This is a genomic window from Marinobacter sp. bablab_jr003 (assembly GCF_016464245.1).
Lineage (GTDB): Bacteria > Pseudomonadota > Gammaproteobacteria > Pseudomonadales > Oleiphilaceae > Marinobacter > Marinobacter vinifirmus.
In genome coordinates this window covers 25,878-41,106 of sequence record NZ_JADARC010000089.1, presented here as the reverse complement: position 1 = coordinate 41,106, position 15,229 = coordinate 25,878, and the positions used below count along the sequence as shown (strand labels likewise).

8 protein-coding genes are annotated in these 15,229 nt (G+C 59.5%); 3 read left to right on the top strand and 5 right to left on the bottom strand.

Features of this window, described 5'->3' with window-relative positions; translation table 11 throughout:
• Positions 1–56: 56 nt before the first annotated feature.
• The 5 genes from H3Z84_RS08120 to H3Z84_RS08100 form a co-directional block, all read right to left on the bottom strand.
• Positions 57–620 (bottom strand): biliverdin-producing heme oxygenase, encoded by a 564-nt coding sequence (locus H3Z84_RS08120; RefSeq protein ID WP_199457113.1) that lies wholly within the window; start codon positions 618–620, stop codon positions 57–59.
• Between the two features lie 12 nt (positions 621–632).
• Complete coding sequence (locus H3Z84_RS08115; RefSeq protein WP_199457112.1) at positions 633–2,102, bottom strand: GAF domain-containing protein; 1,470 nt, start codon at positions 2,100–2,102, stop codon at positions 633–635.
• The gene (locus tag H3Z84_RS08110; protein WP_199457111.1) at positions 2,099–6,583 is read right to left on the bottom strand and encodes an EAL domain-containing protein; all 4,485 of its coding nucleotides are present in this window, start codon (positions 6,581–6,583) and stop codon (positions 2,099–2,101) included. Before H3Z84_RS08110 ends, H3Z84_RS08115 begins: the two co-directional genes overlap by 4 nt.
• 398 nt (positions 6,584–6,981) lie before the next feature.
• Positions 6,982–7,968: an HD-GYP domain-containing protein gene (locus H3Z84_RS08105; protein ID WP_199457110.1), complete on the bottom strand. Its 987-nt coding sequence runs from the start codon at positions 7,966–7,968 to the stop codon at positions 6,982–6,984.
• On the bottom strand, positions 7,962–10,862 hold the full coding sequence (locus tag H3Z84_RS08100) for an MHYT domain-containing protein (protein ID WP_199457109.1): 2,901 nt from the start codon (positions 10,860–10,862) through the stop codon (positions 7,962–7,964). Before H3Z84_RS08100 ends, H3Z84_RS08105 begins: the two co-directional genes overlap by 7 nt.
• Positions 10,863–11,077: 215 nt before the next feature.
• Between H3Z84_RS08100 and acnA the strand changes: the two genes are divergently transcribed.
• The 3 genes from acnA to H3Z84_RS08085 all read left to right on the top strand — a co-directional run bounded on the left by acnA (position 11,078) and on the right by H3Z84_RS08085 (position 15,201).
• Complete coding sequence (acnA, locus tag H3Z84_RS08095) at positions 11,078–13,840, top strand: aconitate hydratase AcnA (RefSeq protein ID WP_199457108.1); 2,763 nt, start codon at positions 11,078–11,080, stop codon at positions 13,838–13,840.
• 100 nt (positions 13,841–13,940) lie between these two features.
• Complete coding sequence (locus tag H3Z84_RS08090) at positions 13,941–14,258, top strand: DUF2288 domain-containing protein (protein WP_022988554.1); 318 nt, start codon at positions 13,941–13,943, stop codon at positions 14,256–14,258.
• A gap of 34 nt (positions 14,259–14,292) precedes the next feature.
• On the top strand, positions 14,293–15,201 hold the full coding sequence (locus tag H3Z84_RS08085; protein ID WP_199457107.1) for a lysine exporter LysO family protein: 909 nt from the start codon (positions 14,293–14,295) through the stop codon (positions 15,199–15,201).
• Positions 15,202–15,229 lie beyond the last annotated feature (28 nt).

Genomic DNA, 15,229 nt, shown 5'->3' with positions numbered 1-15,229 from the left:
TAATGATGACAGAACTGGCAGGGGGTCGCAGCCATTGTGTTCACGTTCCGGCATGGTCACCGGAAGGCGCGTTCAAACACGGTGAACGTCCACAGGGCTCCTTCGAGTGCCTGCTCGCAGAGGTTGTCCGGGTGGGGTTGGTTGAGCAGGGCACAAAGCTCGGGCCAGTATCGCCCGGCTGTCTGCTGAACCTGCCAGTAATGGCTGCATTCCGGGGCGCCCAGCTCGGGAAGGTGGCGGCACAGTTTCGGGTAAATAAACCCGGAGCCCTGGGATGAGCCATCCAGTACATAGCGGATACCCAGTCCGGTTCCAGTGGTTCGGGTTGGCGGCAATAGCCCGGTCCGGGCCCCTGCCCCCGGGATTTGCCCGTCCAGTACCTGCAAGTCGCGGTTAATGGCTGCGGCCCGCGGCTGGTAGCGCGGTAATTCCGGCATCGGTGGTTGTTCTGCCAGCACCTCTTCAGCTTGCCCGAATGCGAGCCCGAGAGCCTGAAGGCTCTCGAGATAGGCATCCATGCAAAGCCCCGGCCTGAGCAGGCGCTTGAGTTCCGGGCGCGAATCCAGCTGTTGGTGAGCCCGGGCCGTGCCCTGCTGCAAAAATTGACGGAGCGTGGTCATTGGCCGGTGTTATCAGTGCAGCAGTTCAACGAGCAGCTCCCGGAATTTGTAGAGTTTGAGCTGGGCCAGTTCCGGCCAGGGGCCGGAATGCCCCATCCGGGTTTCCAGCCAGCGTTCAAAGGAACGCCTGGGCGTAATTCCAAGCGACCCCTGACTGTCTTCCGGTGGTTTGTCGGGGCGGCCGCCCCAGGCAATTTCCTGTGTTTCTTCCTTGCACAGGAACATGCAGTAGCCATCCAGGCCGTCAGCCCGCCGGAAGCGCAAGGCCATGGCACCGGCTACTTCTGACAGGGGCATGTCAGGGCAATCAGCCTGCAGGTGATCGGACAGTTTGAGGGTTCTTTCATTCGTCTCGCTGCAAAGCCATGCAACCAGGGCTTCCAGGGTTTCCGGCTCCGCCTGCAAGCCTGCCTGGAGCAGCTCCTGCCCGGTTTCAAGGACAACGCCATCGGCCTCGAACTCTCCCAGAAGGCGCTCGCTGATACCGTCCCAGTTTTGCACCAGGCCGCCAGCTTCTGTTATCCGGTGTTTCAAGTAGTCGGTCCGGGACCTGACGGCACTCAACAGGTTCATGCGCTCCCGTGTCCGGAATTCCTTCAACGCCAGGGCATAGGAGGTTACCTGGTCGTTCAGCATGTTCAGTGTGGGCAGGCTAAGGCGCAGGGGGCGGCTGGCATGGCAGGAAATCAGGGCCACCAGTTCTCCGGCAACCATCACCGGAAACGAAGCAGAGCCGACAACCCCCATGTTGTGCATATAGGCCCGGTGTACCGGCGACACGCTGCGCAGATCAACATAGCTCAGGTCGGGCGGGGTGTCCTCACGCCCAAAGATCCCGATGTTGCCGGCAGTGGCGTCGGGGATGGTGCGCCAAGGCGACTGCCTGTACAGGTCCCGGGCAATTTTCGGAATATCGCTGGCGGGGAATCTCAGGCCCAGATATTGCCCCTGTGCGGCAGGCCCGACAGATTCGGCCAGTACCTCGCCGGTTCCATCCTGGCGGAAACGGTAATACAGAACGCGATCGAAACCGCTGGCCTGGAGCACCTTTTCGGTTAACTGCTCCCGTGCCCGCTGAATCTCATCGTTACTGGCGAACTCCCGGAAATGGTGGAGTCGGCCGGCAGAGGCCTGTTCCGGGTCGCTGCCTTCAACCGGCAATAACTCGAACACAACCGATTGGTCTTTGCTGCGGGTAAGGATCATCGAGCAATGGCACCCGTCTACCGGGGCATTCACGAAACGCAGCCGGCTGCCCGGTTCCGGTTTCAGCCGCTGTGCCAGTGCTGACAAGCCATCCGGCAGTGGCTGGCCAACGCTGATGCCCTGATCGTCCGGCAGCCAGTCCGTGATGTTGGCGGAGGCATGGCTGATGATGTTGGCCTCGCTGGCCACCAGCAGGGCACCGTGGCTCTGGATGGCGCCGGACAGGTGCAGTTGTTCCTGCTCGCACTGCTCAATAAAACCGCCAGTTACCGTCATGGGTGTTTACCAGTCATTAGCAAATTGCTGTAGTCGTCGTGTTCCATGGGCCGTGCACACAGGTAACCCTGGATATAGTCGCAGCCGTTTTCGGCCAGCCATTGCTGCTGTTGTTCGGTTTCTACGCCTTCGGCAACCGTGTGCAGATTCAGCGCCGATGCCATGGCCAGTATGGCGCGGGCAATTGCCTCATCGTTTTTGTCGAGCCCGCCGACACCGTCAATAAAACTCTTGTCGATTTTCAGTTCCGCCAACGGCAAGCGCTTGAGATAACTGAGGGATGAATAGCCGGTACCGAAGTCGTCAACGGATAACCGGATACCCGCCAGGCGCAGGTTTTCTATGTTACCCAATGCCGTCACGCTCTGGTCAACCAGTGTTCTTTCCGTCATTTCCAGCTGAATCATGGACGGCGGTACGCGATAACGATCAAGGCGCTGGATCAGCGTATGGGGGAAGTGCTCGTCCTGAAAACTCCGGCCGGATACGTTGACGGCGACCGGTACCGGGTCCAGGCCTTGCGCTCGCCAACCGGAGACGGCCTGGATGGCCAATTGCATGACTTTACGGTCGATGTCACGAATCAGGCCGGACGTTTCCGCTACCGGAATGAATTCGGCCGGCGGAATGTTGCCCAGTTCTGGGTGTTGCCAGCGTAACAGAGCCTCGGCCCCGACAATCCGGCATTCGGCATCTGCGGTAAACTTGGGCTGGAACACCAGGCGCAGCTGGTTGCTGCCCAGTGCTGTGCGAAGCGCATCCTCCAGGTCTGCCTGTTTCTGCATCTGCGCTTGCAGCTCAGCCTTGAACAGCTCGAACCGGTCGCGGCCGTTTTCCTTGGCGCGGTACATGGCGGTATCGGCTGCCTTGATCAGGCTCTGGGCGCTTTCTCCGTCTTCCGGGTAGAAAGCCACGCCAATACTGGCCGAGACAAACAGGGATTTTCCCCGGATGATGACCGGTTCCCGCATTGCCTGGATGATCCGGTCAGCTGCCCGCTCGGCGCCGTTGAAGTCGGTATCGGGCAGAATCACGGTAAACTCATCACCGCCCAGGCGAGCAACCGTATCCATGTCCCGAACAAGATGGCCGAGCCTTGTGGACACTTCGATCAACAGCTCATCACCAATGTCGTGGCCCAGGGTGTCGTTGATGTTCTTGAAGTTGTCCAGGTCTATGAAAATCAGTGCAGCCATGGAATCTTGGCGTTGTGCCTGTGCAATGGCCAGGTCCAGCCGGTCCTGGAACAGGGCACGGTTGGGCAGGCCAGTCAGGGCATCGTGAGTGGCCAGGTATTCCGCCTTTTCCTGGCTTTGCTTAAGCTCGGTGATGTCCGAGAACACGGCAACAAAGTGGTCGCTGTCACGGCCCTGGTCTACCCGGTTGATGGTCAGCCATTGCGGGAAGATCTCGCCGTTCTTACGGCGATTGGTGATCTCCCCTTGCCAGAAGCTGTCCTGCTCCAACGCATGCCACATTTTTGCGTACAGGGATTTCGGGGTTTTGCCGGACTTCACCAGGTCGCCGATTTTCCGGCCGATGGCTTCCTGCTCGGTGTACCCGGTGATGCGGGTAAACGCCTGGTTAATGGTTGTGATAACCGTATCCCTGTCGGTGACCACAATAGCTTCGCCCGCGTGTTCGAAGACCTTGGCGGATATCTGGAGTTGCTGCGCGGCGGCCTTCCATTCGGTGATGTCTTCCGACTCGTTGATGATCAGGTTCGGGTGGCCGTTTTCGTCCCGGAGTACCTGATGTACAGTCTTGAAAACCTTGTCCGGCGAGCCCGGCAAGGTATGTTCTGCCACGATGACCTTTCCGGTGCGCATGGCTTCAAGGTCATTGGTCCAGCAGGCCCCGGCAAAGGATTCCGGAAACAGCTCGAAGTCGTTCTTGCCCTCTATTTCCGTATCCCCAAGACCATAGGCCTGGATAAAGGCAGGGTTGGCGTACTGGTATTTGCCGGAAAGATCCTTGGTGGCCAGGTGCACGATGGTGTTTTCCATCAGCGTATCCAGCTGTACCCGGTATTGCCTGAGCTCCGACTCGGTTTCGCGAATCTCGGTCACATCCACCAGCGTGGCCACCAGCAACTCCGCATGGCGGCCTGAGCCCAGCCCCGGTGTAACCACCAGTTGTAACTGGCGGGTATGGTGAATAATCAGTTTTTCCCGGGGCTCGGCCTGTTTGGCTGCATATTCCAGACAGTCTTCCAGTGACCGTAGTTCTTCGGGCAGGCGTACCCGGCTGACGTGTTGTTGCAAGGCGGTAGAGCGCAGACCGAAGTAGCGGCTGGCGGCGGCGTTGAAACGGCGCAGGCGCAGGTTGTCATCGAACACCATGATGGGAAATTCGATGGCATCGTAAACGTGGGTGTATTCTTCGTTCAGGGCAAGAAGCTCGGCGGACTTAACGTTGAGCTCTTCGTTCAGGCTCATCAGCTCTTCGTTGGTGGCCTGTAGCTCCTCGTTGGCCGCTTCGAGTTCTTCGTTGGTGGCCTGCAGTTCCTCGTTGGACGCCTGGGCCTCCTCGTTCAGGGACTGCATTTCCTCGTTTGCAGTGGCCAGCTCCTCGATCAGCGATTGCAGGTGCTCCCGGGTTGCGGTCAGTTCGTCTTCGGAATTTTCATTATTAGCCTGCAGGTGGCTGGTACCGGAGTGCCTTGCCTTGAGGGCCGGTTCCAGCAGCACCAGAATATGCGCGTCGTCGCGTCCGGGAATGGGGCGGACGGATAATCTCCAGACATCTTCGCCGAACTCCCGGCTGCGGCCGAGATAAACCTGCGAGCGCCGGTTGAGCTGATGCAGCATCGACATCAACTCGGCCTGGAACGGCTCGACAATGACTTCGGCAACGTGGATCTGGGTTCGGCCCCGGGGGAACTGGAAAAACCGTTCCACATCGCCTGCGGTGTGGATGATATTGCCGCTGGCATCACACAGGGCAACGGTGGCATTCAGGTGGGTAACCACGCCATCCAGAAGGTGCTCTATTTCCTGGTCCCGCTGCCTGCGGTGTTGAAGTGCCATGGCGACCGGCGGGCTGGTCGCTGTCTGGGTGGCCGGGTTGCCGTTTTTTTTGCGGAACAGCCGCTCCTTACGGTCCAGTGGCAGGAAAATGCTTTCGGAGTGAGTCACGCTTTCGCTGCGGCCCAGAAACAGCAGCCCCTGTTTCTTCAGGGCAAAATGGAAGCGTTTCAGAACCCGGTTTTGCAGGTCGCCGTCAAAATAGATCAGCACGTTCCGGCAGGTAATGAGGTCCATGCGGAGGAAGGGGGGATCGCTGACCAGGTTGTGGCGGGCAAACACCACCATATCCCGCAGGCGTTTGCCCACTTCAAAGGCGTTGTTGTAGGGGCGGAAAAACCGTTCCAGCCGCTCCGGTCCCAGGGCGTCCAGGGCCGCCGCCGGATAGAGCCCCCGGCGGGCAAAGGCAAGAGCATCTTCATCGATATCAGTCGCGAAGATTTGAACCGGTGGCGGCGTCTCTTCGCCGGACAAGGCCTCTTCAAACAGCATGGCAACGGAATAGGCTTCTTCCCCGGTCGCACACCCGGCCACCCAGACCCGGATCTCTGACCGGGCATCGACCGACTTCCGGCACAGCTCTTCCACATGGCTGCGCAAGGTGTCGAACGCGGTGATGTCACGGAAAAATGCTGTAACGGAGATCAGGATGTCCCGGGCCAGCACATCCAGCTCTTCCGGCGTCCCGGTTACAAGCGCAGTGTATTCATCGGGGGTGGTGTTGCCGGTTGCCACCATTCTTCTGCGCATTCGCCTGGAAAGGGTGCCGGATTTGTAGCCGGAAAAATCCACGCCTTTGCGCTCCTGCAGCAGTTCCAGCAGGGTGTCGGGAATGCGGTGTTCTTCGTCACTCGAGGCAATCAGTTTCTGGACCGTGGCCAGCTTGCCGAGCTCGCTGCCCACGTCTTCCGGCTTCAGCACCCGGTCTGCAACACCGGCTTCAATGGCGGACCGGGGCATGCCATCGTATTTTGCCGTGGCGGGGTCCTGCACCAGTGTCATGCCGCCGGCGGCCATTATGGCCCGCAGGCCGGCAGTGCCGTCTGATCCGGTGCCGGACAGTATAAGGCCGATGGCGGCTTCCTCGAATTCCGCAGCCAGCGAAATGAAGAAATCGTTGATTGAAGGTTTCGGGAATACCTCCGGCTTTGCCGGCACCAGGACAAACCGGCCTTCATGGATGGCCGCGTTGCTGTTGGGCGGCACGACGTACACCACGCCGGCCTCGGGTGCCCCGCCGTGTTCCATGGTACGGACTGTCAGTCGGGTTTCCCGCCCCAGGATTTCCGGCAGCAGGCTTTTGTGGGTGGGCGAGACGTGTTGCAGAACAACATAGGCGAAAGGCAATTCCGGCCCGAGGTTTCTGAGAACCTGGGTGGTTGCCTCAAGGCCGCCTGCTGAGGCGCCGATACCAACAACGGGCGCTCGAGTCAGGTAGTCGTTTGTCGGGATCAAAGATCAAAGAGTCCTGAAAGTGTCTGTTTTGATCACAGATTAGTTCATTTTAAGGTGTTGTGTTGATAGCGGTTAATCCTGCCAGGTTCAGGGCTGGCAGGTTAACGGAAGGTACCTTGGTCAAGTTGCCGCCTGTGGTGTCGGGTAACGTTGGGTTGAAACCATAGACCAGCATTGTTCAGATTGCCGGCCGTGTCAACGCAAGTGACTATTCACCAAGGAAATGTCGAACATTCATCGGCGCCGGTTGAAGTCTCACTTATCGGTGCAATAGTTAGTGGATAGAGTGTTACCAGACAAACTCCACGAGGAGGCAATGTATGTCGAGCACATCCCGAGCCGCACCCGCTGTGTTCACAGTTGAGAGGCGGACATGGCCGCGCTCCTCTGAGACGCGATCAGGATTCCTGCCAACGCTGGCGCACCTCAAGTATCGCCGGCAGGCAGCGGAAGAAGGCTTCGACCAACTCGGGGTCGAAATGCTTGCCGCTTTGCTCGCGAATCAAATCCGTTGCCTGTTCTATCGACCATGCTTTCTTGTAAGGGCGCTCGCTGGTGAGAGCGTCGAAGACATCAGCCAGGGCCACGATCCGGGCAGAGATGGGAATGGTGCTTCCTTTCAGGCCTTTCGGGTAGCCGCTGCCGTCCCATTTCTCGTGGTGATTCATGGCCACTTCCCGCGCCATGTTGAGCAGATCTGAGCCGTCTTCTCCGATGATCTCCGCCCCGATTTCCGCGTGGCGTTGCATGATGGCCCATTCATCTGGCTCCAGCTTGCCAGGTTTCTGGAGAATGGCGTCCGGAATGCCGATCTTGCCGATATCGTGCATCGGGGCGGCATTGAGCAGGGTGTCAGACCAGGCTTCGCCGAGGCCGGCCTCCAGTGCAATCAGCCGTGAGAAATGGCTCATGCGGATAACGTGCAGGCCGGTTTCATTGTCCTTGTATTCTGCCGCTCGCCCCAGCCGCTGAACGACGGCCAGCCGGGTCTCTATCAGCTCGTCCATACGCACCAGGGACAGATGATTTTTGACTCTGGCCTTTACAATCGCTGCATTCACCGGTTTGGTGATGTAGTCCACAGCACCCCGCTCGAAGCCCCGGGCCTCATCATCGGCATCGGACAAGGCGGTGACAAAGATGACCGGAATAGCGCGGGTGTCCTGGCCGGCTTTCAGAGCGTTGCACACCTCGTAACCGGACATGCCCGGCATCATCACATCCAGTAGAACAAGATCCGGTTTCTCGCTGCGTGACAGTTCCAGCGCCCGCTCGCCATCTTTGGCGAACAGTAACCGGTATTGGTCGGAAAGTATGTTACGCAGTACCTGAAGGTTGGCGGGCTCGTCGTCCACCAGCAACAGGGTCTTGGTGTCGGTCAGCATTGCGAGGCCTCCAGGGTATCGCGAAAAGTCATCAGAAGTTCGGCAGCTTTCTGTGGTTCGAAGTTATCGAGAGCCTCGTTCATCGCATCGGTGATCTCCCTGGGCAGTCCTGGCTTTAACTGTTCGATAGCACGCTCCGGAATCTCGCCCTGGCTCAGGCGTTCGATCACTTGTGCCAGCGTTTTCGAGTCTATGGCATGAGGCTCTGTCCCGCTTTCGGAGGGCATCTCAGAATCCCCAGGCTGTTCGGTCAGCCACTGCTGTGCCCGATCAAAATCGGCCTGGAATTCCTGCCACAGGGCCTCCGGCACCGGTTTGTCCGATTTCAGTCGAGTTTCCAGATTGGCGAGGGTTGCCGCCAGCTGGTGAAAACCCAGATTACCGGCAATGCCTCGAACACGGTGGGCATCTGCCGCAGGGTTGTCGGAGCTTAGACGGATGGCGCGGGGCTGGTTCTCGGCTGCCTGCAACAGGTGTTTGGCTGCCTGTTGGTGTTTTCGGGTATCCGGCCAGAGCTGCTTGACCGTTGCGGCATCCAGCACGCTGTCATCGGCGACATGGCTGGCGTTGGTGGTTTCGGTGGTCTCAATACCCAGCACCCGGGCCATTTCGCCGGTGAGTTCCGGCAGATTGAGTGGTTTGATGGCGAAGCCGTCCATGCCCGCCTCCAGGGCCTGCCTGCGGTCGTCTTCCAGCACGCTGGCGGTCAGGGCGATCACGGGTGTGTAGCGGCGTTGGGCGGCGGCCTCTTGTTGCCGAATGGCCCGGGTGGCTTCGTGACCATTCATGCCGGGCATCTGCACGTCCATCAGAATCAGATCGAAGGCCTGGTTAAGGTAGAGGTCGACCGCTTCTTGGCCGTTGGCGGCCGTGGTGACGTCATGTTTGCGGTGAAGCAGCAAAGTTCTCAGCAGTTCCAGGTTTTGTGGCACATCATCGGCAACCAGAATGCGCAAGGGTGGCAGCGCGATTTCCTGGTCTGCCAGCGTATCCTCGTCCACGGCCAGGCCGGTAGGCAGGGGCAGTTCTACCTGGAAAACCGAGCCCTCGCCCGGGCTGCTGGTCACGCTGATGGTGCCACCCATCAGTTCCACCAGTTGTCGGGCAATGGTCGTGCCCAGGCCAGTGCCACCAAAGCGACGGGTCATGCTGGAATCGGCCTGGGTAAACGGTTCGAAAATCCTGTCGATGCGATCGGCAGAAATGCCAATGCCGGTATCCTCAACCCGGATAACGACCTTGCGCGCAGCCGGTTCCCGAACCTGCAGGGTGACGCCGCCTGTCTGGGTGAATTTTACGGCATTGCTTAACAGATTCAGCACCACTTGCTGAATGCGCAAGGGATCGCCCTGATAGTATTCTCCGGCCTGGTAATCCAGTGTCAGATACAGCCCTTTGCGCCTGGCATTCAGGGATTGGGTGGCAATCACCTGGTCACAGAGGCGGCGCAGGTTGAAATCTTGCAGTTCGAGTTCGGTATGACCACCGTCCAGTTTGGCGGTGTCCAGAATATCGTTGAGCAGGTTAAGCAGAGACCGGGCCGAGGTTTTCACCACGCCAAGATGCCGTGCTTGAGTTTCATCCAGTGGTGTGTCCAGTACCAGGTCGGTGAAGCCGATAATGGCGTTCATCGGGGTGCGGATTTCATGGCTCATGTTGGCCAGAAACGCGCTTTTGGCGGCGGCAGCCTGCTCAGCTTCCTCTTTCGCCCGGCGCAGATCGGTTTCCATTCGATGGCGTTCGGAAATGTCAGTGATGAAGCCTACGAAAGTGCTTATGCCGCCCAGCCGGGATTCCCCAATGCCTAGCCGAACCGGAATCTGGTGGCCGTCTTTATGCAAAGCCCAGACTTCCCGGCCGGAACCGATGATTTTGCGTTCCCCGGTGCGCAAATAGTTTTTCAGATAACCGTCATGGGCATCACGATGGGGGTTCGGCATCAGCATGCTGACATTCTTGCCCACGACTTCATCAGCGCGGTAACCGAAGATGCGTTCAGCGGATTCGTTAAAGGAGAGCACAATGCCCCGATCGGAAATTTTGATAATGCCATCTACGGCGGCATCGACAATGGTGCGCAGTTCGCTGGCGGTTTCCTGACTGCGCCTCATCAGGGCGCGATAACGGGCTACCGCGTTGACCCCGGAGGCGAGCAGGCTGAGCGTTACCGTTACGAATGCAATGGTCAGTGCCAGAATGGTGTGGCTGTTGCTCCCGGGCAGAAAATCCGGGGCGGGCTGGCCGATAAACCGGGCGGCTTCCATCGCAGTGTAATGCATGCCGGCGATGGCCAGCCCCATCACGGTACCGGCGAGTAAACGGCGCTTGTACCCGCGCAGGCGCGTTCTGTGGCGCAGTCCGAAGCTGATCCACAGCGCCAGGGTGCCTAGCATCACCGCCACCACAATCGACAGTGCGAATAACGTTGGGTCGTAGCGAAGTGCCGGCCCGATCTCCATAGCGGCCATGCCCAGATAGTGCATGGCACCGATTCCGGCCCCGACCACCACGCCACCACCGATCAGTCGCTGCCCGGTCAGGTCGTGCCGGGCCAGGAGGCTGAGCGCTACCCAGGAGGCAAACAGGCTCGGAGCGGCGGAAAGCGCGGTAATCCAGGGGTGATAGTGCACATGGGTGGGCATTTCAAAGGCCAGCATGCCGATAAAATGCATGGACCAGATGCCAAAGCCCAGAGAGGCAGAACCGCTGAACAGGTGCAGGCGCTGCATGTAAAGGGTGTTGCTGCGGCGCGCAGCGGCAGCCAGGGTTAGCCCCAGGTAGGAAGCGCCCACAGCGATCAGCAGAGACAACATCACCAGGCCATAGTCGTATCGGCCCGACACCAGTTTGTCAGCCTCGGGATTCAGAACAAAGAAATGATCAAGCGCCAGCAAGCGAGATTCCTGTAAAAGCTGAAGAGATTTGAGGTATGTACGGTATCAGTACGGGATTGGCTTAAGTATCGTCTTTTTGTGTAACTTGTATACGCCAGGTCACGGATGATACTGACAGTATTCACCGGGGTAATGCGGAACATTCACGGGACTGCAGTTGAACTCTCGCCATTCGATGCAATAGTTAAAGGAGATTTCCGAAGAGGAGGCATCGCATGTCGAGTTCATCCCTGAGTAAAGACAGCCTGAATACCCTCTCCACCCTGAACGCGGGTGGCCAGACCTACCACTACTACAGTTTGCCGAAGGCGGCGGACACCCTGGGCGACCTCAACCGCCTGCCGTTCTCGTTGAAAGTGTTGATGGAGAACCTGCTGCGCAACGAAGATGACACGACGGTCGACCGCTCCCACATTGATGCCATGGTGCAATGGTTGAAAGACCGCGGCTCGGATACCGAAATCCAGTTCCGTCCGGCCCGGGTGTTGATGCAGGACTTTACCGGGGTACCCGGGGTCGTGGACCTGGCGGCCATGCGCGAGGCCGTGAAGAACGCTGGTAAAGACCCCGCCCTGATCAATCCTTTATCGCCGGTGGATCTGGTGATCGACCACTCGGTGATGGTGGACAAGTATGGTAACCCGTCGGCCTTCAAGGAAAACGTCGCCATAGAGATGGAGCGCAACCAGGAGCGTTATGAGTTCCTGCGTTGGGGCCAGCAGGCCTTTGACAACTTCCGGGTGGTACCGCCGGGCACCGGCATCTGCCATCAGGTGAATCTGGAATATCTGGGCAAAACGGTGTGGCAGAAGGAGGTGGACGGTAAAACTATCGCCTACCCGGACACGCTGGTGGGCACCGATTCCCACACCACCATGATCAACGGTCTGGGCATACTCGGCTGGGGTGTGGGCGGCATCGAAGCGGAAGCGGCCATGCTGGGCCAGCCGGTCTCCATGCTGATTCCGGAGGTGATTGGTTTCAAGATCACCGGCAAGCTGCGGGAAGGCATCACCGCCACCGATCTGGTGTTGACCGTCACTGAAATGCTGCGCAAGAAGGGCGTGGTGGGTAAGTTTGTGGAATTTTACGGTGATGGCCTGAAAGACATGCCCGTGGCAGACCGGGCCACCATCGCCAACATGGCGCCGGAATACGGGGCTACCTGTGGCTTCTTCCCGGTGGATGAGCAGACCATCACCTATATGCGCCTGACCGGCCGCGACGAGGAACTGCTGGAACTGGTCGAAAATTACGCCAAGGCCCAGGGCCTGTGGCGGGAACCTGGCCATGAGCCGGTGTACACCGACACCCTGGAACTGGATATGGGCGAGGTGGAAGCCAGCCTGGCCGGCCCGAAACGGCCCCAGGACCGGGTGGCCCTGAAAAACTTGAAGGCCTCGTTCGAGCTGCTGATGGAAACCGCCGAAGGCCCGGCGGAGAGCCGTGAGGCCAAGCTGGAATCGGAAGGGGGCGGCACCGCCGTGGGCGCCCAGAGCGCCTATTTCGAACACCGCGCCAGCCAGCCGCTGGAAATGAACGGTGAGCAGTGTCGGCTGGACCCGGGTGCCGTGGTGATTGCGGCCATTACCTCCTGCACCAATACGTCCAACCCCAGCGTGATGATGGCGGCTGGCTCGATTGCCAAAAAGGCCGTGGCGAAGGGGTTGAAAATCAAGCCCTGGGTGAAAACCTCGCTGGCGCCGGGCTCCAAGGTGGTCACCGACTACCTGAAAGTGGCCGGCCTGCAGGACGACCTGGACCAGCTGGGTTTCAACCTGGTGGGATATGGCTGCACCACCTGCATCGGTAACTCCGGCCCGCTGCCGGATGAAGTCGAGAAAGCCATTACCGATGGGGATCTGACCGTCGCCTCGGTGTTGTCTGGTAACCGCAACTTCGAAGGCCGGGTGCACCCGCTGGTGAAAACCAACTGGTTGGCGTCACCGCCACTGGTGGTGGCCTATGCCCTGGCGGGCAACGTGCGGCTGGATCTGACCAGGGACCCGCTGGGTACCGACAAAGACGGCAATCCGGTGTATCTGAAAGACCTGTGGCCGAGCCAGGCGGAAATCGCCGAGGCGGTCGAGAAGGTGAAGACCGACATGTTCCGCAAGGAGTACGGCGAGGTCTTCGAGGGCGACGACATCTGGAAGTCTATCAAGGTGCCGGAAAGCAAGGTGTACGAGTGGAGTGACAAATCCACCTACATTCAGCATCCACCCTTCTTCGAAGGCATGGGCGAGAAGCCCGAGCCCATCGAGAATATCAAGGATGCCAACATCCTGGCCCTGCTGGGGGATTCGGTGACCACAGACCACATCTCCCCGGCAGGTTCCTTCAAACCGGACACTCCTGCCGGTAAATACCTGCAGGAACATGGTGTTGAGCCGAAAGACTTCAACTCCTACGGCTCCCGCCGGGGCAACCACGAGGTTATGATGCGCGGCACCTTCGCCAACGTGCGCATCCGCAACGAGATGCTTGACGGCGTGGAAGGCGGCTTCACCAAATTCGTGCCCACCGGTGAGCAAATGGCCATCTACGATGCCGCCATGAAGTACAAGGAGCAGGGCACGCCACTGGTGGTGATTGCCGGCAAGGAATACGGCACCGGCTCCAGCCGCGACTGGGCCGCCAAGGGTACCCGCCTGCTGGGCGTGAAAGCCGTGGTGGCGGAATCCTATGAGCGTATTCACCGTTCCAACCTGATCGGCATGGGGGTGATGCCGCTGCAGTTCCCGGAGGGTACGGATCGCAAGAGCCTGAAACTCACCGGTGAGGAAACCATCAGCATCGAAGGCCTGTCCGGCGAGATCAAGCCGGGCCAGACCCTGAAGATGACCGTGAAGTACAAGGACGGCTCCACCGAGAGCTGTGAACTCAAATCGCGGATCGACACCGCGAATGAGGCGGTGTACTTCCAGCATGGCGGTATCCTGCACTATGTGGTGCGGGAGATGCTTCGCACCGCCTGATGCCATCCTGCGGGGCCAGCCCGGCTGGCCCCGTGTCCTGCCCCGCATTTTCAGGTAAGCTGGCGGCCTTTTCTTAATCCCTGAATGAAGACAAGGTGCCATGGCTGACTCCCCACGCGACGACATCAAAGCCAAACTCAACCTCGAAACCTCCCGAATTCACTGGCACGAGCTGCAGACCTACTACGCCCGCGGGCAAGTTGTGCGGGTTGCGCCGGAGCTGGACTTGCTGGACGTAGCCGCAGAACTGACCGCCGACAACAAGGCGCAGTTCGAACAGTGGATGACCTCCGGGCAGGTGGGTGAAGTGGCACCGGACCTGGCGCGCGGCTGGTACGACCGCAACGCGGAACTCTGGGCCGTGGTCATTGCGCCCTGGGTACTGGTGCAGGATCGCTCGGGCGCCAGCCTGCACTGATCCTTTCCCTTAGCCGTTCTTTTCCGAGGTTGCCATGCTCACCGGCGCTTTGCTGATTCTTGCCCCATTATTTCTGGGCTTTGCCTTTGCCCTGTCCAATCGCCGGTTGATGACGGTGATTCACTACACCGTGGAAGGGCTGGTGTATTTCATTCTGGCACTGCTGGGCCTGAGCCTTGGGCAGATGGAAGGGCTGTTGGGGCAACTGGGCACCATGGCGGGACAGGTCAGCGCGCTGGTACTGGTGTTACTGGTAGTGAACATGCTGGGGCTGTGGCTGTTTCATCGCTGGGCGCCACTGGATACCGGGGAACAAACCGGCGAGGGCCGGCCGGGCTACCGGCGCCTGTTCCTGGCCGGGCTGAAACCCCTGTTGGCGGTGCTTGTGGGGGCTTTGCTGGGTTATTTCCTGTTTCCGGAGCTGCCGCTGGTGGACGATGTGGCCACCGGTGCCTTGATGTTTCTGCTGTTTCTGATTGGCCTGCAATTACGTAATGCCGGCCTTTCCCTGCGCAAGTTGCTGATGAACCGTCAGGGGCTGGGCATTGCCCTGGCGCTGGTGGCAAGCTCCCTGGTGGCGGGCCTGGTGTTGATTCCGGTATTGCAGGTGCCCTGGCACCAGGCCCTGGCGCTGGCGTCGGGTTTCGGCTGGTATTCCCTGTCCGGCATTGTCATTGGCGATGCCCTGGGCCCGGCCTGGGGTGGCGTGGCGTTTCTGAACGACGTGCTGCGGGAAATCATTGCCCTGGCGTTGATTCCGCTGGTGATCACCGCTCGCCCGGCCATGGCCATCGGTTACGGCGGCGCCACCGCGATGGACTTTACTTTGCCGGTTATCCGCAGCAGTGGCGGCCTGGCCTGTGTGCCGGTGGCCATTGCCTCCGGTTTCCTGCTGTCGTTTCTGTCTCCGGTGTTGATGGGCGTGTTCCTGTCTTTCGGCTAAGCTGAATAACAGGGTTCTGGTTGGGTCC